This window comes from Streptomyces sp. NPDC088812 (genome assembly GCF_044750285.1).
Taxonomy (GTDB): Bacteria; Actinomycetota; Actinomycetes; order Streptomycetales; family Streptomycetaceae; genus Streptomyces.
Map to the genome: position 1 here is coordinate 165403 of NZ_JBIVJP010000016.1, position 23284 is coordinate 188686.

Sequence of the window (23284 nt, forward strand, 5' to 3'; positions counted from 1 at the left end):
CTTGGCCCCCTGGCGCGGGGGCCCGGGTCGGGGGTCCGGGGTCCGGGGCCGGGGTCCGAGGCCTGGCGTCGGAGGCCGGAGGCCCGGGGGCGGAGGCCCGGGGGCGGAGGCCCGGGGGCCCGCGATCACCCGCGCACCCGCCCGTGGTCCGCCCGCCCCGGGGACGTTCCGCCGGTCAGGGCCGTGTGCCCGTCTCCAGGCGTGCCGTCGTCCGGGTCAGGGAGGCGGTGAACGGGTGGCGCGGGTCGGTCAGGACGCGGTGGGCGGGGCCCTGTTCGACCAGTTCGCCCGCGTCGAGGACGGCGACGTGGTCGGCCAGGCGGGCAATGTCCAGGTCGTGGGTGATCAGGACGAGGGACAGGTCCTCGCGCTCGCGCAGCAGAGAGGCGAGGACGTCGAGGAGGCCGCGCCGGGTGACGGTGTCGAGGCCGGAGGTGATCTCGTCGCAGATCAGGACGCGGGGCCGGGCGAGCAGGGCCCGGGCGAGGGCGGCGCGCTGGAGTTCGCCGCCGGAGAGCCGGGCCGGCGGGCGGCGGGACAGGTCGGGCGGGAGGCCGAGACGGGTCAGGGTGGTCAGGGCCTCCGCGCGGGCGTCCGCCGGGTCCGTGCCGCGCAGGCGTACCGCGGTGCGGGCGACCTGGTCCAGGACGGGCCGGTGTTCGTCGAAGGCGGCGCGCACGTCCTGGAACACGTACTGCACGGCGGCGAGCTGGGCGCGGGTGCGGTGGCGCAGGCTGCGCGGCAGCGGGGTGCCGTCGAGGAGGATCTCGCCGTCGTGGTCGCGGTGGAGGCCGGCCAGGCAGCGGGCCAGGGTGGTCTTGCCGCTGCCCGAGCGGCCGACGACGGCCAGCGAGGTGCCGGGGTGGAGGGTGAGTTCCGGCGCGCGCAGTGCCACGGCGCCGTGGTGGCGGGCGGTGAGGTCGCGCACCCGCAGGGCGGGCGGCCGGCCGGTGTCGGGGGCGGGCCGGGCGCCGGTGGGCGGGCGCCGGGCGTCGAGGAGTTCCCGGGTCCAGGCGTGCCGGGGGGCGAGCCACAGCCGCTCGGGCGGGCCCGACTCCACGACCCGGCCCGCCCGCAGGACGAGGACGTCGTCGGCGAGGGCGCGGACCACGTCGAGGTCGTGGCTGAGCAGGACGACCGCGATGCCGCGGGCGGCGAGAGCCGCCAGCTGGTCGACGACCCGGCTCTTGGTCAGCGCGTCCTGGCCGGTGGTGGGTTCGTCGGCGACGATGACGCGCGCCCCCAGCAGGAGGGCCTGGGCCAGGACGAGGCGTTGCTGCTGGCCGCCGGAGAGCTGGTGCGGGTGCCGCCGCACCAGCGCCTCGCCGTCGGGGAGCTGGGCGTCGGCGAGGGCGCGCAGGACGAGCTCGCGGGCCGCCGGGCGGCGTTGCCCGCGCGGCAGGTGGCGTACCCGGAGGCGGGCCAGGTCGTTCAGCAGCGCGCCGGCGCGGCGGGCGGGGTTGAGGACGGCGGCGGGGTGCTGGGGCACGTGCCCGACCGGGCCGTCGCAGGTCAGGCGTACCTCCCCGGTGACGTGCGCGCCGGGCGGGAACTCCCCCAGCAGCGCCAGGCCCGTCGTGGTCTTGCCGCTGCCGGAGGCGCCGACCAGGGCGGTGACCGTGCCGGGCAGCACCCGCAGGCGCACGCCGTCGACGAGCGCGCGGCCGTCGACCTCCACCCGCAGGTCGCGGAGTTCGGCGAGCAGGTCGTTGCCGGGGCTCACGGGCGGGGTCCTCCCTTCTTCGGTGTCCTCTGCGACTTCTTCGGCGGCCTCTGCGACGCGGCGTCGAAGAGCAGGTTGGTGCCGGTCGTCAGCGCGACGATCAACAGGGCGGGCACCACCACGGCCCAGGGCTGCACCCACAGGCCGGTGCGGTTGCGGTCGACCATGACCGCCCAGTCGGCGGCGTCCGGTGCGACGCCGACCCCGAGGAACGCCGCCGTGGACACCAGGTACAGCACGCCGGTCAGCCGGATGCCGGCGTCGGCGGCGAGGGTGCGCAGGGCGGCGCGGGCGACGTAGCCGACGCCGATCCGCCAGACGCTCTCGCCCTGCATGCGCAGTGCCTCGACCGCCGGGCGCGCGGCCGCCTCACCGGCCGCCGCCCGTACGATGCGGGCCGCGTCGGGCACGTTGACCAGCGCGACGAGCAGCGCGAGCCCGGCCGCTCCGGGCTCGAACACGGACGCCACGAGGAGGATCAGCAGCAGCGACGGTACGGCGAGCAGCACGTCCAGCGGCCGCATCAGCAGCTCCTCCAGCCGGGGTGCGCGGGTGAGGGCGCCGGCGAGGCCGACCGGAGCGGCGACCAGGTAGGCGAGGGCGGTCGCGGCGAGCGCGGTGACGACGACGGTCCGTCCGCCGAGCAGCACCTGGTGCAGGACGTCACGGCCCACGAAGTCGGTGCCCAGCCGGTGCCCGTCGGCGAGGACGAAGGACGCGGCGCGCGGCCCGGGGTCGCCGGCGAGCAGCGGCCCGAGGAGGGCCAGGCCGAGGGGCACGCAGACGAGGGCCAGGCCCGGCAGGAAGCGGCGCCGGATCACGCGGCCACCGCCGCTCGGGGCGTCAGCCGGTGCGCGACCAGGTCCGCCCCGAGGTTCAGGACGACGGTCAGCACGCCGAACACCACCGCGAGGCCCTGCACGACGGGGACGTCGCGTTCGGCGACGGCGTCGAGCAGGACGGTGCCCAGTCCCGGGATCACGAAGAGGGCCTCCACGACGATGACACCGCACAGCAGCCAGTCCACGGTGCGGGCGAGCTGCTGGACGGCCGGGGCGAGGGCGTTGGGCAGGGCGTGGGCGTAGCGGACGCGGGCGCCGGGGACGCCGTAGCGGTGGGCGTGCGCCGCGTACGGCGAGGCCAGGGCGTCGACCATGCCGGCGCGGACCAGGCGGCTCAGTGAGCAGACCGGCCGGGCCAGCAGGACGAGGACGGGCAGGACGAGCGCGGCGGGGTGGCCGAGCAGGTCGGTGCCGTAGCCGACGGCGGTCGGCGGCAGCCAGGCCAGCTTCAGCGCGAGGACCGTCACCAGCAGCACGCCGAGGGCGAACTCGGGGACGGCGTACACGGCGAGCGTCACGGAGCTGATCAGGCGGTCCACGAGCCAGCCCTCGTGGCGGGCGGCGAGGACGCCCAGCCCGAAGCCGGCCGGGATCAGCAGGGCGAGGGTGAGCGCGGCCAGCAGCAGGGTGGGGCCGAAGCCGTCGGCGAGGTACCCGCTCACCGGGCGGCCGGACGTCAGGGAGGTGCCGAGGTCGCCGTGGGCCAGGCCCGCCGCCCAGTCGGCGAGCCGCTCGTGGGCCGGGCGGTCCAGGTGCATCGCCTCGCGGATCGCCGCGACGCGCGCGGGGTCGGGCTGGTCGCCGGCGAGGGCGACGGCGGCGTCGCCCGGCAGGGCCTCGGTGAGCGCGAAGACCAGCAGCACCACGGCCCCGGTCTGGACGGCGCCGAGGAGGAGCCGCCGGGCGGCGAAGGAGCGCGGGCCGCTCATGCTCACGCGAGCCACACCCGGTCGAAGCGGGCCCAGTCGAGGGTGTTGGCGGGCGCCGTGGTCTCGACGCCCTTCACGTTCGTCGCCGTTCCGATGATCCAGTCGGCGAAGCCCCAGACCAGGAATCCGCCCTCGGTGTACAGGCGGCGCTGCATCCGCTCGTAGACGGCGGCCCGCCCGGTCGTGTCGCGGGTGGACTGGGCCTGCTGGTAGAGGGCGTCGAAGTCCTTGTGCCGCCACTGGGTGGCGTTGGTGGTGGAGTCGGTGAGCAGCCGCTGGGAGAGGTGGGCCTCGATGGGCATGGCGCCGGAGCGGTAGCAGCACAGGGTGCCGTTGTCGAGGATGTCGGCCCAGTAGGAGTCCTTGCTGCCCGTCCTCACCTCGACGGTGACGCCCGCCTTCGCGGCCTGGTCGCGGAAGACGGTGGCGGCCTCGGTGAACCCGGCGGCGACGGCCGAGGTGTCGAGGGTGACCTTCAGCTTCTCGGCGCCTGCCTGCTTCAGCAGGGCCCGGGCGCGGTCGAGGTCCTGCTCGCGCTGGGGAAGGCCGTCGGCGTAGTACTCGTAGCCCTTGCCGAACAGGTCGTTGCCGACGACGCCCGCGCCGGAGAGGGCGCTGTCGACGAGTTCCTGCCGGTCGGCGATGAGGAAGAACGCCTGCCGCACCCGCGCGTCGTCGAAGGGGGGCCGGTCGGTCTTCATGCAGAAGGCCTGCATGGCGCTGTTGCGCAGCCGCACGATCTCGATCCGGCCCTGGTTCTCGTGGGCGCGGGCGGTGGTGGGGTTGAGTTCGTGGGCGTATTCGACCTGGCCGCCGAGGAGGGCGTTGACGCGCGCGGACTCCTCGTTGGCGACGACGAACTCGATCTCGTCGAGGTGGGGGGCGCCGTCCCAGTAGGCGTCGTGGCGGCGGAAGACGGCGGAGCGGCCGGGGGTGAAGGAGACGAAGCGGAAGGGGCCGGAGCCGATCGGCTTCCGGTCGAAGTCGTCGGCGTCCTCGGGGACGATGTACGCGCCGAACGCCGCCAGCACGTTGGGGAATTCGGCGGTCGGCCGTTTGAGGACGAACTCGATACTCCGCTCGCCGGTGGCGCGGCTGGCGTCGAGGTCGATGGGCTCCAGGGACGCCTTGGCGCGGAACGCCTTGGCGGGGTCGACGATACGGCGGTAGCTGTGGAGGACGTCGTCGGCGGTGACGGGGCTGCCGTCGTGGAAGGTGGCCTCGCGCAGGGTGACCTGCCAGCGGTCCAGGGTGTTGTTGGGCTCCCAGCCCGTGGCGAGGCGGGGCCGGGCGGACAGGTCGGGGCCGTAGTCGGCGAGTTTGTCGTACTGGGCCTTGGCGCGGGCCGCGTCGGCGAAGAGGTTGGCCAGGTGCGGGTCGAGGGTCTCGCTCGCGCCGCCGCCGGCGAAGGCGGCGCGCAGCCGTCCGCCCTTCTTGGGTCTGCCGTCGCCACCGGTCTTCGGGTCGTCGCCCGTGCCGCTCCCGCAGCCGGTGAGGGCGAGGGCGGCGGCGCCGGTGGTGGCGGCGAGGAAGCCTCGGCGGTGCGGGCCGGGGAAGCGTGCGTCGTCCATGCGTGCCCCTTGGAACGAGTGGGATGAGGTGGGATGAGTGGGATGAGTGCGGGGTGGGTCAGCGGGTGGTGCCGCGCAGGCGGGCCACGACGTGCAGCCGGTCGCCGTCGGCCGTCGCGCCGGGCGGGTCGCCCTCCTGCCACGCCGGTTCGGTGCGCGGGCCGGGGCCGTCGTGGAGGTCGAGGACGTCGAAGCCGTGTGTGGTGAGGAAGTGCCGCAGTTCCTGCGGGAACAGCAGCCGCCACGCGGAGTGCTGGGCGACGGGCGGGGAGCCGTCGTCGGTCGTCCAGACGCGGATCCGGCGCAGGAGTTGGGCGGTGCGGTCCAGGGACAGGTTCGTGGTGGAGCGGTGGTGGACGCCCTGCCAGTGAAAGGTGTGGACCGTCGGGGGGCCGAGGAGGTCCGTACGGCCCAGGAGGTAGGCGCCGTTGCGCATCTCGGCGACGAGCAGCCCGCCGGGGGCGAGGGCGTGGCGGCAGGAGGAGAGGAAACCGTCGAGCTGGGCGTTGGCGTGGCAGTACAGCAGGGAGCTGTCCAGGCAGACCACGGCGTCGAACGCGGCCCGGCCGAGGTCGAACCCGTGCAGGTCGGCGTGGACGTAGGCGGGGCCCGGGTGGTGGGTGCGGGCGTGCGCCAGCATCGCGTCGGAGAGGTCGGCGCCGGTGACCGTGCGGCCGGCGGTGTGCAGGTGGGCGGCGTCGCGGCCGGTGCCGCAGCCCATGTCCAGGACCCGCGGTCCGGCGCCGTGCCGGCGCAGGCAGTCCTCGGCCCAGCGGCCGGCGAGCCGGCCGGGGTCGGGGAAGCGGACCTCGTACAGGGCGGGGTGGTCGGTGAGGAGGTTGCCGGTGGGAGGCTGCCCGGTCGACTCGCGGTGCTCCCCGCCGGTGGCCGGGTCCCCGGTCGTCACACACTGCTCCCCGCCGGGGAAAGGCTGCCCGGTCGGCACACACTGCTCCCCACCGATGGCAGGGTCCCCGGTCGTCACACACTGCTCCCCACCGATGGCAGGGTCCCCGGTCGTCACACACTGCTCCCCACCGATGGCAGGGTCCCCGGTCGACACACACTGCTCCCCACCGATGGCAGGGTCCCCGGTCGGCACACACTGCTCCCCGCCGGGGAAAGGCTGCCCGGTCGTCACGCGGTGCTCCTCTGCTCGGCCGGCGCCGCGGCGGCGGCCGGCACCGGAGGGCCGGGTAGTGCGCCGCGCCGGTGCAGCCCCGCCACCCCGGCCGCCGAGGCCAGCCCGAACAGCGCGCAGCACACCCAGGGCAGCCACCCGGAGCCGCCCTGCTCGCCGGTGTCCATGGCCCAGCCGACGGCCGTGTTGCCGACGGCGGCGGCGACGCCCGAGACGACGTAGAAGATCCCGAAGTAGGTGCCGGTGAGTCCGGGGCGGCCGAAGTCGGGGATCAGCTCCATGACGAAGGGGGTGGCGACCATCAGACCGACGTACAGCAGGAGGGCGCCGAACAGCACGGGGACGGCGTCGAGCCACCCGCCGGGCGGCGAGTCCGCCACCGCCGCCGGGGGCAGGAACGCCAGGCCCGTCAGGGCGAGGCCGGCGGCGATCCAGCGCGCCCGGCTGCCCCGCGCCTTGAGGGAGCGGGTGATGCGCAGCTGGAGGGCCAGGTTGGCGAGCGTTCCGACGAGGAAGACCAGGCCGGCCGCGCCGTCCCAGCCGGTCGCCCGCCGGACGCCGTCGGGCAGCAGCAGGTAGAGCTGGCTCTCCAGGGTGAACAGGCCGACCATGGCGAGGGCGAACGCCAGGAAGGTCCGGTTGCCGACGACCTCGCGCCAGTCCGTGAGGACGCTGCCCGCGCTGGGCTCCGCCTTCCGCGCGGGCAGGACGAGGGCCTGCGCGACGGTGAGCACCGCGAAGATCCCGGCGGCGGTGAGCGCGGAGGTGCGGAAGTCGGCCAGCAGCAGGGCTCCGCCGAGGAGCGGGCCGATCAGCGCGCCGGCGGTGGCGAACACGTTGAACAGGGCGAACGCCTCCGCCTTCCGCTCCCCCGCCTCCTGCGTGAGGTACGCCCGCACGGCCGGGTTGAACAGGGCCCCGGCGAGGCCGCTGAGGACGGACGCGGCGAGCAGCACCGGCAGCCCGTCGCCGAGGGCGAACAGCGCGAAGCCGAGGGTGCGCAGGGCGCACCCGGTGATGATCACGCCGCGGGCGCCGAGCCGGTCGGCGGCCGAACCGCCGATCAGGAACAGGCCCTGCTGGCTGAGGTTGCGCACGCCGAGGACGAGGCCGACGACGGCGGCGGACAGGCCCAGGTTCTCGCCGAGGTGGGTGGCGAGGTAGGGGACGAGGAGGTAGAAGCCGGTGTTGACGCCGAACTGGTTGACCAGCAGCAGCCGGACCGCGAGCGGGAAGCGGCGCATCTCATGCCAGGTCCGCACGTGTCCCCACCTCCTCGATGCCGAGTCCGGGGCGGCCGCTCGCCCGGACGGTGCCGTCGGCGCCGCCGATGCCGGTCCACGGGTCGTGGGCGAGCAGCAGATGGCCGTCGAGGTCGGCCCAGCGGGCCCGGTCGGCGAGGTGGACGGCGGGGGCCAGCCCGAGGGTGCTGGCGGTGAGGCAGCCCAGCATCAGCTCGGTGCCGCTGCCCTCGATCGCCTCCGCGATGCGCAGCGCGGCGTGGACCCCGCCGCACTTGGCGAGCTTGACGTTGACGCCGTGGACGCGTCCGGCCAGCCGGCGGACGTCGTCGAGGCCGACGGCGTCCTCGTCGGCGATCACGGGGAGCGGGGAGCGCGCGGCGAGGGCCGCGAGGGCCTCGGGGTCGCCGGGCGCGAGGGGCTGTTCGACGGCCTCCACGCCGAGTTCGGCGAACCGGGGCAGCAGGGCCTCGGCCTGCCGTGCGGTCCAGGCGCCGTTGGGGTCGAGGAGCAGCCGTACGCCGGGCGCCGCGTCCCGCACGGCCCGTACGCGCCGCACGTCGTCCTCGGGGTCGGGGGAGCCCGCCTTGACCTTGACGGTCCGGAAGCCGCGGGCGGCGAGGCGGCGGGCCTCGGCCGCGGCGTGCGCGGGCGCGGTGATGCCGAGGGTGCGGGCGGTGGCGGCCGCGGGGGGCGCGGGGCTGCCGAGGAGCCGGTGGACGGGGGTGTCCGCGCGCCGGCCGGCCAGGTCGAGGAGCGCGGACTCGACGGCGGCGGTCACCGCGGGCGGGGTGCCGGGGGTGGTGGCCTCCCCGTGCCGCAGGGCGTCCAGGGCGCTCTCCGGGTCGGCGTGGCGGCCGAGGTCGACGGCGGTGAGGTGCCGTACCAGCGTGTCGGTGTCGAGGCCGTAGTACACGCTGGTGACGGCCTCGCCGTGGCCGCTCAGTCCGTCGTGTTCGACGGTCAGCCAGACGGCGTCGCGGGCCGTCATGGTGGAGCGGGAGATGCGCAGCGGCTCGGCGAGCGCGAGCCGCACGGTGCGCAGTCGGGCCTTCATGGGGCGCCCTTCCAGGACGGGAGGCCGGTGAGCGGATCGGTCACCCTCGTGCAGCGCGCCCAGCCGGTCGCCTCCGCCGCGCGGGGGTGGGGGATCTCGACGGGCCGGGTGGCCGCGGCGGCCGGGTCGAGGCCGTGGCCGGTGGTGAAGTCGTCGTCGTAGACGGTGCCGAGGTAGCGGTGCGGTCCGTCGGGGAAGACGGTGGCGACGACCGCCCCGGGGTGGACGCGGGCGGCCCAGGCGGCGACGCGGGCGGCCGCCCCGGTGCTCCAGCCGCCCGTGACGAAGCTGGTGCGGGCCAGGGTGCGGCAGGTGTCCACGGCTTCGGCGGGGCCGACCCAGTGGACCTCGTCGAAGGCGTCGTGGGCGACGTTGCGGGGGTGGATGCTGGAGCCGAGGCCGCGCATCAGACGGGGGCGGGCGGGCTGCCCGAAGATGGTGGAGCCGGTGGCGTCGACGCCGATGAGGCGCAGGGCGGGCCAGTGGCGGCGCAGGGGGCCGATGAGGCCGGCGCTGTGGCCTCCGGTGCCGACGCTGCACACCAGGATGTCCAGGTGGTCGAGCCGGTCGGTGAGTTCGGCGGCCAGGGAGGCGTAACCGGCGGTGTTGTCGGGGTTGTTGTACTGGTCGGGCCAGTAGGCGCCGGGCAGGTCGGCGAGCAGGTCCCGCAGCCGGGCGAGGCGGGCGGCCTGCCAGCCGCCCTGGAGCGCGGGACGGTCGACGATCTCCAGCCGCACCCCGTGGGAGCGCAGCAACTGCCGCATGGACGGTTCGAGTTCGCGGTCGCCGACCAGCACGACCGGATGGCCGAGCGCCTGCCCGGCGAAGGCCAGGCCGAGGCCGAGCGTGCCGGAGGTGGACTCCACCACCGGTGCGCCGGGCCGCAGTTCGCCGCGTTCGCGGGCGCCCAGCAGCATCGACACGGCGGCCCGTGCCTTCATGCCGCCGGCGGCGAGCCCTTCCAGCTTGGCCCAGAAGCCGGGGTGGGGGGCGGGCAGGTCGGCGGTGACCCGGACGAGGGGGGTCCGGCCGAGCAGCGCGAGCAGCTCGGGGCGGGCGGTGGGGCGTACGGCGGTGACGGTCATCGTCCGCCTCCGGTGCTGCGGTAGCGGTGGACGGTTCCGGGGCCGCCGTCGAGCCAGAAGAAGGGGTACGGTTCCGCGCACACCGCGCTCACCCCGTGTCCGAGGAAGCGGGGCAGGACGGCGCTGCCGGTCTGGGCGAACGTCACCAGTTGCTTGCCGTGCGCGAGGGCGTGCCGGCGCAGGGGTTCGAAGGTGCCGTTGCCCAGGGTCATGCCGGAGACGAGCAGCGCGTCGCAGCGGGCGGCCGCGGTGAGCGCGTCGGTGACGACCGGCTCGTCCCACTCGGTGACCCCGCCCTTGAGGTCGCAGGGGACGTAGCGCAGGCCGCGGGCGCGCAGGCCGGCCAGGAGGGAGTTGACGACGCCGACGACGAGCACGGTGGACCCGGCCGGCAGGTCGAGCAGGGCGACGACGGCCTCGGCGCGGGCCCGGGACTTCTCCAGCGACGTCCCGGCGGGCAGCGCGAGGGGGCGGGCCCCGCTGCCGGGGCCGTGCGGGGTGACGTGCATGAGGTAGGCGTCGAGCGCGGCGACCCGCACCGCCGGCTGGGGGTGGTCCAGGAGGCGGCGCACGTCGGTGCCGACGCAGTCGTCGAGGACGCTGTCGGGCAGTTCGCCGGGCTCCACCGCGCAGGAGCCGACGGCCTCGGCCAGGCGCAGGCTGAGGACCTCGTTGCGGTAGCCGGTGCCGCGCCCGTCGTGCCGTACGGCCTGGCGGGTGGTGAAAGCGACGGCGATCCGCCGGGTGGCCGGGTCGGGGCCGAGGGCCCCCGACCGGACGCGGTCGACGAGGTCGTCGTACGACAGGTGCGACAGGTGCGACAGGTGCGCGGGGCCGTCGTGCGACGGGTGCGCGGGGCCGTCGTGCGACAGGTGCGCGGGATCGTCGTGCGACGGGTGGGCCTGGCCGTCGTGCGCGGGATCGTCGTGCGACGGGTGGGCCTGGCCGTCGTGCGCGGGATCGTCGTGCGACGGGTGGGCGGGGGTGCGGACGGCGGTCATCGGATCACCAGCTCCGTACGCAGTGTGGACAGCAGGTGCTCGACGCGGGCGCGGGCGCCGAGGCCGTCGGGGTCGCCGGCCATGACGTGGCCGAGGTACTCGTTGTTGCTGCCCGCGGCCCGCACGGCACGGCCGGGTTCGGCGAGCTCGGCCTCCAGCACGTCCTCCTCCCGGGCGAGGTGGGTGCCGTCGAGCCGGTCGAGGGTGCCGGCGCGGTCGGGGACGAGGAAGCCGATGGCGGCGCTGCGCAGCCCGGTGTCCGTGCGCCGCAGGTCGGGTGCGCGGCCGAGGGCGACGTCGACGAAGGCGGCGGCGAGGTCGACGCCGGTGACGTGGCGGACGAGTTCGGTGATGCGGTTCCCGGCGGGACGGGGGTTGACCTCGACGACGCGCGGACCGGCGGAGGTGAGTTTGACCTCGGTGTGCGCCACGACGCCGTCGGTGAGGCCGAGTGCCTTCAACGCGTCGAGGGCGGTGTCCACGGCGGCCTCGGTGTCGGCCGGGGTCAGGGCGGCGGGGAACATGTGGCCGGTCTCGACGAAGGCGGGCGCTCCGCCGACGCTCTTGTCGGTCACGCCGACCACGTGGACCGCGCCGGCGTGCGACACGGTCTCGACGCTCACCTCGGGGCCGTCGAGCAGTTCCTCGAGCAGCACGGCGGGTTCCCGGCGCTGCCCGCGGGCGTTGACCGGGAAGTCGGCCAGGGCGCGGACCGCGTCGGCGAGCTGCTCCTCGTCGTCCACGCGGCGCACGTACATGCCGGCGCACAGGTCGACGGGTTTGACCACGAGCGGATAGCCGATCTCCCGTGCGGCGCGGGCGAGTCGCGCCCACTCCTCGTGCAGGGCGAAGCGCGGGCCGGGCAGGCCGGCGTCGGCGAGGACCCGGCGGGTGGCGTCCTTGCGGCAGGCGTTGTGGACCGCCTCGGGTCCCGGGCCGGGCAGGCCGAGGTGTCCGGCGATGCGCGCGACCGCGGGCAGGTAGTAGTCGCAGGAGGTGAGCACGCCGTCGAAGCCGAACGCCGCGTGCAGCCGTTCGGCCTGGGCGAGCAGGGTGTCGGGATCGTTGGTGTCGGCCGTGACCACGTTGCGGGCGCCGAGCAGCGGGTGCGCCGCTCCCTCGGGTGCCGCGCGCAGGTAGTGGTGCAGGTCGCGGGTGAGGAAGGTGAACTCGTGCCCGCTTTCCCGGACGGCCCGTGGCAGCAGTCTGCTCATCGACCCGACCCAGCTCTCGACCATCAGCAGATGAGCCACGACTCCCCTTCGCCGTACATGAGTTGAGACGCGGGCGGCCCCGTGCACCCTCGGAGGGGAGGGGGACCGGCCCTGCGCACCGACACGCTAGCGATAATCATTTTCATTTACCAGTCCTCCGAGGCCCTGATCCGCGGCGCGGCGACACGGAACGCCGCTGGGAGGAGCCCCCGACCGCGGCCGGACCGGGCCCTGTTCGGCTGTCGGCGCCCGCCCGTACACTGACAAATCACAGGCGCAAGGGCGCAGTTGACGGGGGGCCAGACATGTCCGGTGACGGGTACGGCAGATACGACCACGGTTTCGTCGTCCCACCGATGCCGTCGGCCCCGCCGCCGCCCCCGGCGGACGGCGCGCGGGCCGTCGCGGTGGCGGTGCTCAACCTCAGCGGCCTGGGACTCGGGTACGCCTGGGCACGCCGCTGGGGCCTGATGCTGCTGTGCTGGATCGCCACCGCCGCCCTGCTCCTCGTGGCGCTGCCGGCCGACCCGGACGGCGTGCCGGGCTTCGCCCTCGTCCTGTACGCCGTGTTCCTCGCCCTGGTGGCGGCGCACGGCGCGCGGGTGGGCCTGCGCGCCCGTACGGCGGGGCCGGCGCCGCTGGCGCTCGTGCTGGGGCTCGTCCTGCTCGCCGTGCCGGCCGGGGGCGTCGTGCTCTACGACGACGCGCGCGACGAGGCGGTGCAGCAGATGCTGCTCGACCGGCTGGAGGAGGCCGACCGGCTGGTCGAGCGGTCCGGCAGGCAGGCGTTCGGCATCGGCGAGGACGGCTACCGCGAGGCGCTGGAGATGTACGAGGACCTGAGCGCCGACCATCCGGACTCCCGCGCCGCCGGCCGGGTGCCGAACCGGATGAAGACCTTCTACTCGACGGTCGGCGCCTCCTACGCGACGGGCGACCACTGCACGGCGATCGAGCCGCTGACCTTCCTGCGCAAGGTCCCCGACAGCATGCCCCGCACGGACCTGGGGGAGCTGGAGGAGTGGCCCGACGACCGCCTCGCCACCTCGCTGTACACCTGCGCCTCCGAGGCCCTCACGGCCGGTGAGACCGGCTGGGCGACGCACTTCGGTGAGCTGCTGACCACGTTCCCCGACTCCGAGCAGGCCGCGAAGGTCGAGCCGGCGGTGGGCGCCGCCGTCACCCGGGCGTCGAAGGAGCTGCGCGGCGGCGAACCATGCACGGCGGTCGAACGGCTGCGGAGCCTGAGCTCCGACATCGACGGCCTGCCCGGCGAGGAGGCGGGCGTCGACGACACCCTCGCCCAGGACGCCGGACGGGCCACCGCCAACGCCGACTCGGGCACCTACCTGTGCGGCGTGGACCAGTACGAGGACGGCGACTTCGAAGCGGCGCAGACGACCATGAACGAGTTCGTCAAGGCGAACAAGAACAGCAAGAACCGCGCCCTCGCCCAGAAGATCGCGATCGCGGCGGAGATCGCCCAGACGGTGCCGGCCGCCGGGAAGCGCCTGCCCACGACCCGCAGCGGCGGCAGCATCTCGGTCACGGTGCAGAACGACAGCCCCGACGACATCACCGTGCTCTACACGGGCCCGGTCACCGGCAGCTTCACCCTCAAGGCCTGCGGCAGCTGCACGACCTACTCCCTCAGCAGCACCCTCTCCCCCGGCTTCGAGCCGTGCAGCAGCGGCAAGAACTACCCGGAGCGCACCATCAGCCTGCCGCCCGGCACCACGTACTTCGTGCACAAGCCGCAGGGCGACAGTCTCTCCTCGCCTGCCTCGGACACCGCCAAGCTCTCCTCGGGATACATCTACACGGAGTGCGCCTACGCGACGCAGACGCTGGGCACGGACTTCTGACCTCCGGTCCCCGCGTCCCTCCGCACGCCTCCGCCACCGCCCGCCGCGTACCGGGGGCGGTCGGCGTCGCGGCCGGCCGTGACGCCGGCCGTCCGGGCCGCGGGTGGTCCTCGTGTCAGCCGGTGCGGTCGCGGCGGGGGACGTAGCGTGGCGTGATGTGCTGGAGTGCGACGGCCGATCTCGTGGCGGGCGCCGGGGTGGCCGCCGTCGGGGTGGCCTGTGTGGCGCGGGTGCGCGACCGCCGGGACCTGCCGCTCGCCGCGCTGCCGCTGCTGCTCGGGGCGCACCAGGTCGTCGAGGCGGTGGTCCGGCACGCGGGCGGGGGCCGGGGGCCCGCCACCGTCGTCTGGGCCGTCATCGCGCTGCCGGTGCCGGCGGTGTGGGTGCCCGCGGGCGTGCTCTGCGCCGCCCCCGTGCACGCCCGGCGCCGGCTGACCGCTCTGCTCGCGGCGGGAGTCGCCACCGCCGCGGTGCTCGCCCACGGTGTGGCCACCGGCCCGGTGACGGCCGAGATCCGCGGCCGTACGGTCGGCTACGCGCTCGGCCTCCCCCATCCGCCCGTCCTCGTCGCCGGCTACCTCCTGGCCGCCGTGGGCTCCCTGCTGCTGTCCGGCGACCGACGGCTGCTGGGGCTGGGTGTCCTGGTGGCGGTGGGCGCGGCGCTCTGCTGGGCGCTGTGGCGCCTGGAGTTCGTGTCGACGTGGTGCGCGTTCGCGGCGGTGTGCTCGGTGGTGCTGCTCGGCTGGGTCCGCGCCCGTCCGGCCGGGCGCCGGGTTCCGTCGTCGGGTGCGCCGGGTCAGTCCACCGGGTGACCGGGCCTGATGCCGAGGGCGTCACCGAGCCGTAGCAGGGGGCCGTCGCCGGTCCGTGCGCCCCACCGCACGGGTTCGAGGACGAAGCCGACGTGGTCGCCTCCGTCCACGCACCGCACGACCGCGCCCACGAAATGGGCCGCGGCGTCCTCCAGCACGACCGCCCCGCCGTGCCCCGGCGTCCAGCGGACCCGCGTGAACTTGTCGACCCGGTCGCCGGTCTCCCCGCCGAACAGGGCCGCCAGTCCGTGCTGCTGACGGGTCAGCAGGTGGACGGCGAGGAAGTCCGCGGCACGGGCCACCCCGTAGGTGTGGTTGGCCTTGGACAGCCACACCACGTACCGCACCGGCCGCATGGAGCACTGCGAGGAGAACCCGACCAGGCACCCCGCCCGCTGCCCGTCCGCCGCGGCCGTGACCACGCACATCTGCGGGTCCAGCCGGTCCGTGAACGCGTCGACGTCCACCGCTTCCTCCCCCTCGCTCCGGTCCTCGCGGTCGCCCGCCGTCCCCTGACGCCGGGTCACCGCCTTCACCCGTCCGAGTGCCCCGTCTTCCCGGGCTCGCACCGCCGCGCGCGGTCGGGGGCCGGGGTGGGGCGATCAGAAATCGATCATTCATTTACTGGTCTCTTAAACCACCTGCGCCTCATGTGCCATACTCAGCGCGCTTGTAACACAATCCGACCGGGGGGGTCCGTGTGTACGCCTGTTCCCTGGGCGCCCCCTGCCCGGACGCGGGTCGGCTCGGCTTCCCGCCTCCTGCGGCCGGGCGGCCGGGGTCTGTCATGAGCCTCTCGACAGCGGGCCGTCCCTCAGCAGGCGCCCCCACGGCAGGCGCGCCACCGGCCGGCACGCCGGATCCACGACGCCCGCGGCACCCGGCACCCGCGTCCGCACCACGGCCAGAACGTACGACGTACACCCGGCTGGAGGCCCGATGAAGAGCTCCCGACCCGTCCGCGCAGCGGTGGCGGTCCTGCTGTCCGCGGTACTGCTCACCGCCTGCTCCTCCGACGGCGCGGACGACGGGGTCCCGCGCGAGTGGATCGAGAAGACGTACACCGCGAGCGGAACGGGCTGGCTCGACGCCCGCAGCACCCCGACGCAGGTCGCCGACGCGATCCACGGCCATCGCGAGGCGCTCGGCCGGGCGTACGGCGACAGCATGGTGTTCCTGCGCTACGGCGACGACATGGTCACCCTCTCGCCGCAGCAGAACGGCAGCCGGATCGAGATCGAGGACTACCGCAACGGCTACCACCGGCACAGCCAGTACCTCACCGGCTGGCCCGACCCGGACAGCTCGAGCTTCCGCGGCGGCGGCCCCGGTGAGGGCAAGTGACACCCCGCTCCCGACGCCCCGCCGCGGCCCCCAAGACGTGGAGACCTGAAGACGTGAAGACCTGGAGAAAGGCAACGCAGTGACCGAGATCTTCGAGTCGACGGGCCAGGCCCTGCTCTACGGAGTCGTGGGCCTCGTCGTGATGGCCGTCGGCTTCCTCGCCCTCGACCTCGTCACGCCCGGAAAGCTCTTCCACGTGGTCTGGACGGACCGCAACCGCGGCGCGGCCGTGCTGCTGGGCAGCCAGTCCGTCGCCGTGGGCTACGTCGTCATGGAGGCCATCAGCGCCAGCGAGTCCGAGTTGGGCCTGGGCTACGGCCTGGTCAGCACGCTTCTCTACGGGCTGGCCGGAGTGCTGGTGATGACGCTGGTCGGCATCGTGATCGGGCTGTTCACCCCGGGCCAGATGGGCGCGGTCGTCCTCGACGACAACGACGGCCGTCCGCACCCCGCCGCCTGGGTCCAGGGCGGCATGTACCTGGGGACCGCCTTCATGGTCGGCGCCGCACTCTCGTAAGCGCACCCGTGACCACCGCCCTGCACGACCGCGACACCGCGGCACCCGCCCGCCCCCCGGCCGCCCGGCACTCCCGGGGGGCCCGCTTCCTCCTCCTGCTCGCCGTCTTCCTCTGCGCCGCCTGCGGCCTGGTGTACGAACTGGCGCTCACCGCGCTGGGCAGCTACCTCATCGGCAACTCCGTCCTGCAGACCTCCGTCGTCATCTCGGTGATGGTCTTCGCGATGGGCGTGGGCTCGCTCGCCGCGAAACCCCTGCGCCGCCGCCCCGTGGGGGCGTTCGCGCTGGTGGAGGGGGCGCTGGCACTGGTCGGCGGACTCTCCGTACTGGTGCTGTACGCGGCGTTCGCCTGGCTGCGGCTCTACACCCCGGCGATGGTCGTCGTCGCCCTCGCGGTCGGGCTGCTGATCGGGGCCGAGATCCCGCTGCTCATGACGCTGCTGCAACGCATCCGGCGGCAGGAGGCGGGCAGCGCCGTCGCCGACATGTTCGCCGTCGACTACATCGGGGCGCTCGTCGGCGGCCTGTGCTTCCCGCTGGTGCTCCTGCCGACGTTCGGCCAGTTGAAGGGCGCGCTGGTGGTCGGCGCGGTCAACGCGGTGGCCGGCGTCGTCGTGGTGGTGTTCATCTTCCGCCGGCAGACCCGGCGGATCGTCCGCGTCGGCCTGCTCTGCGGCGTCGCGGCGGTGCTGGCCGTGCTCGGCACCGCGTACGTGCTCGCCGACGACCTGGAGGTCACCGCACGGCAGCAGTTGTACAAGGACCCGATCGTGCACGCCGAGACCACCGCGTACCAGGAGATCGTCGTCACCCGCTCCACCGCCTTCACCGGCGAGCCGGACATGCGGCTCTTCCTCAACGGCGACCTCCAGTTCAGCTCCGTCGACGAGTACCGCTACCACGAGTCGCTGGTCCACCCCGCGCTGTCGGGCGGCCGGGGCAACGTGCTGATCATGGGCGGCGGCGACGGGCTCGCGCTGCGCGAGGTGCTGCGGTACGACGACGTGCGGCACGTGACGCTCGTCGAGCTGGACCCGGCGATGACCCGGCTGGCACGCGGCTTCGCACCGCTGCGCGAGCTGAACGACGGGGCGCTGGACGACCCGAGGGTCGAGGTGGTCAACGCCGACGCGTTCAACTGGCTGCGGGATGCCCGGCAACGGTACGACGCCGTGATCGTCGACTTCCCGGACCCGGACACGGCGGCGCTCGCCAAGCTGTACTCGGTGGAGTTCTACAGCCTGCTCGGCCAGGTGCTGACCCCGCAGAGCAAGGTGATGGTGCAGAGCGGGTCGCCGTTCTTCGCCCCGAAGACGTTCTGGTCGATCGCGACGACGATCGGGACGGCGGGGTACGCGACGACGGAGTTCCAGATCGACGTGCCGAGCTTCGGCAACTGGGGCTTCGTCCTGGCCACCCCCGGCGACGGCACGCCCCCGCCGCTGCGGCTGGCGTCCGACGCCCCGCCGCTGCGCTACCTCGACGACGCGGTGCTGGAGGCGGCCACGGTGTTCCCCGTCGACCGCCGCCGGGTGGACGTACGGCCGAGCACGCTGATGGATCCGGCGGTACTGGAGTACGTGCAGAACGAGTGGCGGAACTACTGAGCCCGGCCCCCGTGCCCGGACCCGCGGGCCCGAACCGGCGCCCCGCCCTGGTGGGAGGGCCGGTCGGCCCGTGCCGCGACCGCGTCGAGCAGGCCCAGCCGGCGCAGCACGCGCGTCGCGTGGGGCTCGAGCTGGATCCCGGCGCCGGCCTCGGTGAACCGCGGCGCCCGTTCGACGAGGGTGACCTCGCACCCGGCGCGGCGCAGGCTCACCGCGGCGGCCGGTCCCCCGATGCCCGCCCCCACGACGATCGCCCTCATGCCACGCCCCCCACCTCGCCGGACTCGCACGGCGTGCCGTGGCTCCCCGCACGGGGCGCACCGTAGCCCCTTCGGCCACGCCGGGGAAGGGGCGGCCCCGGCGGTGCGGGAACGCCGTCCGTCGTGAGCGGCCGGCCGGGCCGTCGTCCCCGGGTGCCGTCGCACTGCCGGGGACTCGGCCGGGCTCGGTCAGCCGTTCTTGCGGGCCACTGCGCCGTAGATGCCGATCGGCGGGGCCTGGCGCGGGTCAGGGGCGTCGGGACGCCAGTCCGGGACCGGGACGAGGCCGGGCTCGACCAGGGTGAAGTCGCCGAAGAAGTCCAGGATGCGGGAGTGCGTCCGGAGGTTCATGGTGGCGCTGGCGCTGTTGTAGACCGCCGCGGCGTTCTCCCGACGGTCCGCGTGGACGTCGCCCGTCGCGTGCGACAGCACGAGGTAGGAGCCGGTGGGCAGGGCGTCGCGCAGGGTGGCGACGATGCCGTCCGGGTCCTCCGCGTCGGACACGAAGTGCAGGAGGGCCACCAGCATCACCGCCACCGGCCGGTCGAAGTCGATGACCTTGCGCACGTCGGGGTGGTCCAGGATGCCGCGGGGGTCGCGCACGTCGGCCAGGACGACGGAGGTGTCGGTACCCGCCATGAGGGCCATCGAGTGGGCGCTCACGATCGGGTCGTTGTCGACGTAGGCGACCCGGGTGTCGGGCGCGATGGCGTGGGCTATCTGGTGGACGTTGGGCTCGGTGGGCAGGCCCGTGCCCACGTCGAGGATCTGCCGGACGCCGCCCTCCGCGACGACGTGCCGGACGGCGCGGTGCATGAACTGCCGGTTCGCACGGACGCCGACGCGTACCTCGGGCGCGGACTTCATGAACTCCTCGGCGGCCTCCCGGTCCACCTCGTAGTTGTCCTTGCCGCCGAGGAAGTAGTCGTACATCCGGGCGGGGTGGGGCTTGCTCGTGTCGATCTCGATCGACTGCGGGCGGCCGCCGCCGCTGCTGGGGGAGGTCATGATGCCTTGCTCCGTCCTGGACTCGCACCCGGCCACCGGCAGAACACCGCGGTGACTGACTGTCAGGACGCTATCCTGGCACGTCTCGTGGGCCGGCACGTACTCGCGGACGGCGGTTCAGGCGCGAGCGGGCAGTCCGGAGCCGTCGACGGTGAGGGCGCGCAGCAGGCGGTCGAGGTAGGTGCGCAGCCGGCCCGCCATGTCGTACGTGCCCGGCGCGAGCGCCCACTGGAGCTGGAGCCCGTCCATCACGGCGGCGATCTCCGAGGACGTGCCCTCGCAGTCGGTGTCCGCCGCGAGTTCGCCCCGGGCGACCGCGGCACGCAGCGTCTCGGCGACCTGCCCGACGACCAGACGGTAGCGGCGGACGAAGTAGTCGTGGGCGGGGTGGCCCGTCTCCCCGGCCTCGGCGGCGAGGACGTTGAACATCTTGGTGCGTCCGGGCCGCGCCGCGTTGTACCGGGCGAGTTCGATCAGCTGCTCGAAGGCCTCGACGACGGTGCGCGGTCCGGGCGAGAAGCACCGCACGGCGTCCTGCTCGTCGCTGTGCCGCAGGACCGAGACGAGCAGGTCCTCCTTGCTGCGGAAGTGGTGCAGGAGACCGCCCTGGGTGATGCCGACGTCCTTGGCGATGCGCGCGAGCGACGAGGCGTGGAAGCCCCACTGGGCGAAGTGCCCGACGGCGACGTCCAGGATCCGGGCGCGGCGCTCGTCTCCCACGGCGTAGCCACCGCGGGCGACGGATCGACGGGGCTTGGTGTCCTGCTTGCGGTCCATGCCGGTCACCCTAATCCGTGCACACACGACGCTCAGGGGGGATGTGATTCAAGCCACGAACAAAAACCTACTACCCACTCGGTTTTTTGCTTACGGTGAGGGCGCCGGGACGGCGAGGAGGCCGTCCCCCCTGCCACTGGAGAGCCGCCATGGCCGTCGTCCCCGACGTCGTGCAGAGCGCCGAGTCCCCCGCTCAGGCCTCGCCCGCCCCACCGCCCCCAGCCCCCAAAACGCTGGTTCTCGGCCTCGCCTTCGCCCAGTTCGGCGTGATGGTCTCGCTGCTGACACCGGTGATGGTCACGCTCGCGCTGCGCGTCGCGCAGATCGTCCCGGAGGCCGACCGGGGAACCGCCCTCGGGCAGGTCCTCTCCCTCGGGGCGATCCTGGCGATGATCGGCAACCCGGTCTTCGGCTCCCTGTCCGACCGCACCCGCGGCCGCTTCGGCCGTCGCCGGCCCTGGCTGGTCGGCGGCATGGCGGCCGGCTTCCTGGGCCTGCTCGTGGTCGCGCTCGGCGGCAGCGTGCCGGTGCTCATGGCCGGCTGGGCGCTCGCCCAGCTCGGCGGCAACGCGGCCCTGTCGGCGGTCGTCGCCTGCGTCCCCGACCTGGTGCCCGAGCAGCAGCGCGGCAAGGTCTCCGGCATCGTCGGCATGATGACGTCGGTGGCGATGGTGGCGGGCACCGTCCTGGCGAACGTGTTCAGCGACAGCCTCGCCCTGGCCTTCGTCGTGCCGGCCGTCATCGGCGTGGCCGGCGTGGTCTACCTGGCTGTGGTCATGAAGGACCGCCCGGCCGCCGCGGGCGCCTTCGCGCCGTACGGCGTGCGCGAGTTCCTCCGGTCGTTCTGGGTCGACCCCCGGCGGCACCCGGACTTCGCCTGGAACTTCGCCGGCCGCTTCCTGGTCTTCGTCGGCATCTCCTGCGTGACCAGCTACCAGGTCTACTTCCTCATGGACCGGCTCGGCTACGGCGCGTCCGAGGTCTCCGGCAAGATCCTCGTCAGCACGGTCGTCATGGTCGCGGCGGTCGTCGCCGGCTCGCTCCTCGGCGGTGTCCTCTCCGACCGGTCGGGCCGCCGCAAGCCGTACGTGCTCGGCTCCTCGCTCCTGCTGGCCGTCGGCCTGCTCCTGATCGCGACGGCGTACTCCTTCCCGTTCTTCCTCGCGGCCATGGTCGTCTTCGGCTTCGGCGAGGGCCTGTACCTGTCGGTCGACGTCGCCCTCGCGGCGGCCGTCCTGCCGAACCCGGAGGAGTCCGCCAAGGACATGGGCGTGCTCAACATCGGCAACTCGCTCCCGCAGTCCCTCGTCCCCATCGTCGCCCCCGCGTTCCTCGCGATCGGCGGCGGCGGACAGAACTACGGGGCGCTCTTCCTCTTCGGCGGTGTCGCGTCCGTGCTCGGCGCGCTCGCCGTCCAGTTCATCCGCAGCGTCAAGTAAGGCAGCCCGGTCATGACATCCGCGTCCCAGGTCCGCAACGAGGGCCACCCGTACCAGAACGCCGAACTCCCGGTCGAGCAGCGGGTGGAGGACCTCCTCGCCCGTATGACGGTCGCCGAGAAGGCGGGCCAGCTCTTCCACAGCATGCTGGCCATGAAGCCCGACGGCTCCACGGTGGAGAAGGGCGACCCGGGCATGGTGGCCCTGGACACCACCCACATGGTGCACGGCCAGTACCTGACCCACTTCAACCTGCTGGGCAGCCATGAGCCGGCCGCCATCGCCCGCTGGCAGAACACGCTCCAGGCGATGGCCGCCGACACCCGCCTCGGCATCCCGGTCACCCTCTCCACCGACCCCCGCCACGCCTTCACCGACAACGTCGGCGCCTCCTTCAACGCCGGCGCGTTCTCGGCCTGGCCCGAGCCGCTGGGCCTGGCCGCCCTGCGCGACCCGCAGCTCGTGCAGGACTTCGCGGACACGGTGCGCCGCGAGTACCTCGCCGTCGGTTTCCGCGTCGCCCTGCACCCCCAGATCGACCTGGCGACCGAGCCCCGCTGGTCACGGCAGAACGGCACGTTCGGCTCGGACGCCGCCCTCACCTCCCGGCTCGTGCGCGCCTACGTCCGCGGCCTCCAGGGCGACCGGCTGGGCCGGCACTCCGTCTCGGCCATGGTCAAGCACTTCCCCGGCGGCGGCCCCCAGAAGGACGGCGAGGACCCGCACTTCCCGCACGGCAAGGAGCAGGTCTACCCGGGCGGCATGCGCGACCTGCACCTGGAGCCGTTCAAGGCGGCGATCGACGCCGGCTGCGCGCAGATGATGCCGTACTACGGCCAGCCCATCGGCACCGACTGGGCGGAGGTCGGCTTCGGCTTCAACAAGGACGTCGTCCAGGGGCTGCTCAGGGACCGGCTCGGCTTCGACGGCATCGTCTGCACCGACTGGGGCCTGATCACCGACGCGGAGATCTTCGGCGAGCTGCACCAGGCCCGCGCCTGGGGCCTGGAGTCGCTGTCGGAGGCCGAGAGGGTGGCGCGGGTCCTGGACGCGGGCTGCGACCAGTTCGGCGGCGAGGCCTGTCCCGAACTCGTGGTGGAGGTCGTCGAGTCGGGCCGCGTGCCCGTGTACCGCCTCGACGCGTCCGTGCGGCGCGTCCTGCGCGAGAAGTTCGTCCTCGGCCTGTTCGACGACCCCTACGTCGACGTGGACCGGGCCGCCGAGACCGTCGGCCGCGCCGACTTCAAGGACGCCGGCGCGCGGGCCCAGCGCCGCTCGCTCACCCTGCTGACCAACGGCCGCACGACCCTGCCGGTGACCGGACGGCCGAAGCTGTACGTGAAGAACGTCCAGGAGGAGACGGCCGGCACGTACGGGCAGGTGGTCGCCGACCCCGCCGACGCGGACCTGGCGATCCTGCGGCTGCGCACGCCTTACGAGCCGCGCGCCAACAGGTTCGAGTCCTTCTTCCACTCCGGTTCGCTCGCCTTCCCCGACGAGGAGCTGAAGCAGATCCTCGACCTGCTCGACGCCGTCCCGACCGTCGTCTGCATCAACCTGGAGCGCGCGGCCGTGATCCCGGAGATCGCGGAGCGGGCCGCCGCCCTGATCGCCGACTACGGCGCGAGCGACGACGCGCTCCTCGACGTGGTCTTCGGCCGGGCCAGGCCCGAGGGCCGGCTGCCGTTCGAACTCCCCCGCTCCATGGAGGCGGTCGCCGCCTCCCGGCCCGACGTCCCCGACGACACGGCGGACCCCGTCTTCCCGCACGGGGCCGGCCTGTCCCTGTGACCGGTGCCGCCGGCCGAGGCGTCGCCGGACGCACGCCGTCGGGCCCGGCCCCCCGAGGGG

At 74.3% G+C, this 23284-nt stretch carries 19 protein-coding genes and 2 pseudogenes; 7 read left to right on the top strand and 14 right to left on the bottom strand.

Annotation, left to right across the window (positions count from 1 at the left end):
* Positions 1-175: 175 nt before the first annotated feature.
* From ACIP67_RS26910 to ACIP67_RS26955, 10 genes and pseudogenes are all read right to left on the bottom strand, one after another.
* Positions 176-1900 carry an ABC transporter ATP-binding protein gene (locus ACIP67_RS26910; RefSeq protein ID WP_401695463.1) on the bottom strand — a complete coding sequence of 575 codons (1725 nt, stop codon included), beginning with the start codon at positions 1898-1900 and terminating at the stop codon, positions 176-178.
* A pseudogene (locus ACIP67_RS26915) lies at positions 1831-2247 on the bottom strand (ABC transporter permease subunit); the annotation flags it as partial. The gene ACIP67_RS26910 and the pseudogene ACIP67_RS26915, both read right to left, overlap by 70 nt.
* 293 nt (positions 2248-2540) lie before the next feature.
* On the bottom strand, positions 2541-3494 hold the full coding sequence (locus ACIP67_RS26920) for an ABC transporter permease (protein ID WP_401695464.1): 954 nt from the start codon (positions 3492-3494) through the stop codon (positions 2541-2543).
* A gap of 2 nt (positions 3495-3496) precedes the next feature.
* Positions 3497-5065 (bottom strand): ABC transporter substrate-binding protein, encoded by a 1569-nt coding sequence (locus tag ACIP67_RS26925; RefSeq protein WP_401695378.1) that lies wholly within the window; start codon positions 5063-5065, stop codon positions 3497-3499.
* A gap of 58 nt (positions 5066-5123) precedes the next feature.
* A complete protein-coding gene (locus tag ACIP67_RS26930; RefSeq protein WP_401695465.1) occupies positions 5124-5882 on the bottom strand; it encodes a class I SAM-dependent DNA methyltransferase in 759 nt (252 codons plus the stop codon).
* A 320-nt stretch (positions 5883-6202) separates the two neighbouring features.
* The gene (locus tag ACIP67_RS26935; protein WP_401695381.1) at positions 6203-7468 is read right to left on the bottom strand and encodes an MFS transporter; all 1266 of its coding nucleotides are present in this window, start codon (positions 7466-7468) and stop codon (positions 6203-6205) included.
* Complete coding sequence (locus ACIP67_RS26940; RefSeq protein ID WP_401695384.1) at positions 7452-8504, bottom strand: dipeptide epimerase; 1053 nt, start codon at positions 8502-8504, stop codon at positions 7452-7454. Before ACIP67_RS26940 ends, ACIP67_RS26935 begins: the two co-directional genes overlap by 17 nt.
* Positions 8501-9589, bottom strand: a complete 1089-nt coding sequence (locus ACIP67_RS26945) for a PLP-dependent cysteine synthase family protein (RefSeq protein ID WP_401695386.1) — start codon at positions 9587-9589, stop codon at positions 8501-8503. The genes ACIP67_RS26940 and ACIP67_RS26945 overlap by 4 nt, the downstream gene beginning before the upstream one ends.
* Entirely contained in the window at positions 9586-10590 is a 1005-nt protein-coding gene (locus ACIP67_RS26950) for a Rossmann-like domain-containing protein (protein ID WP_401695389.1), read from the bottom strand. The genes ACIP67_RS26945 and ACIP67_RS26950 overlap by 4 nt, the downstream gene beginning before the upstream one ends.
* Complete coding sequence (locus ACIP67_RS26955) at positions 10587-11843, bottom strand: ATP-grasp domain-containing protein (protein ID WP_401695390.1); 1257 nt, start codon at positions 11841-11843, stop codon at positions 10587-10589. The genes ACIP67_RS26950 and ACIP67_RS26955 overlap by 4 nt, the downstream gene beginning before the upstream one ends.
* Before the next feature lie 266 nt (positions 11844-12109).
* Between ACIP67_RS26955 and ACIP67_RS26960 the strand changes: the two genes are divergently transcribed.
* Both ACIP67_RS26960 and ACIP67_RS26965 read left to right on the top strand, forming a co-directional pair.
* On the top strand, positions 12110-13669 hold the full coding sequence (locus ACIP67_RS26960; RefSeq protein WP_401695392.1) for a hypothetical protein: 1560 nt from the start codon (positions 12110-12112) through the stop codon (positions 13667-13669).
* 155 nt (positions 13670-13824) lie between these two features.
* Positions 13825-14481, top strand: a complete 657-nt coding sequence (locus ACIP67_RS26965) for a DUF6629 family protein (protein ID WP_401695394.1) — start codon at positions 13825-13827, stop codon at positions 14479-14481.
* Here ACIP67_RS26965 and ACIP67_RS26970 read toward each other — a convergent pair.
* Positions 14466-14909 carry a flavin reductase family protein gene (locus ACIP67_RS26970; RefSeq protein ID WP_401695466.1) on the bottom strand — a complete coding sequence of 148 codons (444 nt, stop codon included), beginning with the start codon at positions 14907-14909 and terminating at the stop codon, positions 14466-14468. The genes ACIP67_RS26965 and ACIP67_RS26970 overlap by 16 nt on opposite strands.
* 511 nt (positions 14910-15420) lie before the next feature.
* On the opposite strand from ACIP67_RS26970, the gene ACIP67_RS26975 reads away from it, so the two are divergent.
* The 3 genes from ACIP67_RS26975 to ACIP67_RS26985 all read left to right on the top strand — a co-directional run bounded on the left by ACIP67_RS26975 (position 15421) and on the right by ACIP67_RS26985 (position 17949).
* Complete coding sequence (locus ACIP67_RS26975; protein WP_401695395.1) at positions 15421-15825, top strand: DUF4247 domain-containing protein; 405 nt, start codon at positions 15421-15423, stop codon at positions 15823-15825.
* Positions 15826-15904: 79 nt separating this feature from the next.
* Complete coding sequence (locus ACIP67_RS26980; protein ID WP_401695396.1) at positions 15905-16342, top strand: DUF350 domain-containing protein; 438 nt, start codon at positions 15905-15907, stop codon at positions 16340-16342.
* Positions 16343-16350: 8 nt separating this feature from the next.
* On the top strand, positions 16351-17949 hold the full coding sequence (locus ACIP67_RS26985) for a polyamine aminopropyltransferase (protein ID WP_401695397.1): 1599 nt from the start codon (positions 16351-16353) through the stop codon (positions 17947-17949).
* 53 nt (positions 17950-18002) lie between these two features.
* Here ACIP67_RS26985 and ACIP67_RS26990 read toward each other — a convergent pair.
* The 3 genes and pseudogenes from ACIP67_RS26990 to ACIP67_RS27000 all read right to left on the bottom strand — a co-directional run.
* A pseudogene (locus ACIP67_RS26990) lies at positions 18003-18209 on the bottom strand (FAD-dependent monooxygenase); the annotation flags it as partial.
* A gap of 189 nt (positions 18210-18398) precedes the next feature.
* Positions 18399-19217, bottom strand: coding sequence for an SAM-dependent methyltransferase (locus ACIP67_RS26995; RefSeq protein WP_401695398.1), 819 nt, complete (start codon positions 19215-19217; stop codon positions 18399-18401).
* 117 nt (positions 19218-19334) lie between these two features.
* Positions 19335-19994: a TetR/AcrR family transcriptional regulator gene (locus ACIP67_RS27000; protein WP_401695399.1), complete on the bottom strand. Its 660-nt coding sequence runs from the start codon at positions 19992-19994 to the stop codon at positions 19335-19337.
* A gap of 149 nt (positions 19995-20143) precedes the next feature.
* On the opposite strand from ACIP67_RS27000, the gene ACIP67_RS27005 reads away from it, so the two are divergent.
* Both ACIP67_RS27005 and ACIP67_RS27010 read left to right on the top strand, forming a co-directional pair.
* Positions 20144-21433: an MFS transporter gene (locus tag ACIP67_RS27005; protein WP_401695400.1), complete on the top strand. Its 1290-nt coding sequence runs from the start codon at positions 20144-20146 to the stop codon at positions 21431-21433.
* Positions 21434-21445: 12 nt separating this feature from the next.
* Complete coding sequence (locus tag ACIP67_RS27010) at positions 21446-23224, top strand: glycoside hydrolase family 3 protein (RefSeq protein WP_401695401.1); 1779 nt, start codon at positions 21446-21448, stop codon at positions 23222-23224.
* Positions 23225-23284: the final 60 nt, after the last annotated feature.

Excerpts from the sequence above, each read along its gene's own strand:
- ACIP67_RS26920 (WP_401695464.1), bottom strand. The coding sequence starts at position 3,494 with ATGAGCGGCCCGCGCTCCTTCGCCGCCCGGCGGCTCCTCCTCGGCGCC.
- ACIP67_RS26925 (WP_401695378.1), bottom strand. The coding sequence starts at position 5,065 with ATGGACGACGCACGCTTCCCCGGCCCGCACCGCCGAGGCTTCCTCGCC.
- ACIP67_RS26940 (WP_401695384.1), bottom strand. The coding sequence starts at position 8,504 with ATGAAGGCCCGACTGCGCACCGTGCGGCTCGCGCTCGCCGAGCCGCTG.
- ACIP67_RS26945 (WP_401695386.1), bottom strand. The coding sequence starts at position 9,589 with ATGACCGTCACCGCCGTACGCCCCACCGCCCGCCCCGAGCTGCTCGCG.
- ACIP67_RS26950 (WP_401695389.1), bottom strand. The coding sequence starts at position 10,590 with ATGACCGCCGTCCGCACCCCCGCCCACCCGTCGCACGACGATCCCGCG.
- ACIP67_RS26960 (WP_401695392.1), top strand. The coding sequence starts at position 12,110 with ATGTCCGGTGACGGGTACGGCAGATACGACCACGGTTTCGTCGTCCCA.
- ACIP67_RS26965 (WP_401695394.1), top strand. The coding sequence starts at position 13,825 with ATGTGCTGGAGTGCGACGGCCGATCTCGTGGCGGGCGCCGGGGTGGCC.
- ACIP67_RS26970 (WP_401695466.1), bottom strand. The coding sequence starts at position 14,909 with ATGTGCGTGGTCACGGCCGCGGCGGACGGGCAGCGGGCGGGGTGCCTG.
- ACIP67_RS26975 (WP_401695395.1), top strand. The coding sequence starts at position 15,421 with ATGAAGAGCTCCCGACCCGTCCGCGCAGCGGTGGCGGTCCTGCTGTCC.
- ACIP67_RS26995 (WP_401695398.1), bottom strand. The coding sequence starts at position 19,217 with ATGACCTCCCCCAGCAGCGGCGGCGGCCGCCCGCAGTCGATCGAGATC.
- ACIP67_RS27000 (WP_401695399.1), bottom strand. The coding sequence starts at position 19,994 with ATGGACCGCAAGCAGGACACCAAGCCCCGTCGATCCGTCGCCCGCGGT.
- ACIP67_RS27005 (WP_401695400.1), top strand. The coding sequence starts at position 20,144 with ATGGCCGTCGTCCCCGACGTCGTGCAGAGCGCCGAGTCCCCCGCTCAG.
- ACIP67_RS27010 (WP_401695401.1), top strand. The coding sequence starts at position 21,446 with ATGACATCCGCGTCCCAGGTCCGCAACGAGGGCCACCCGTACCAGAAC.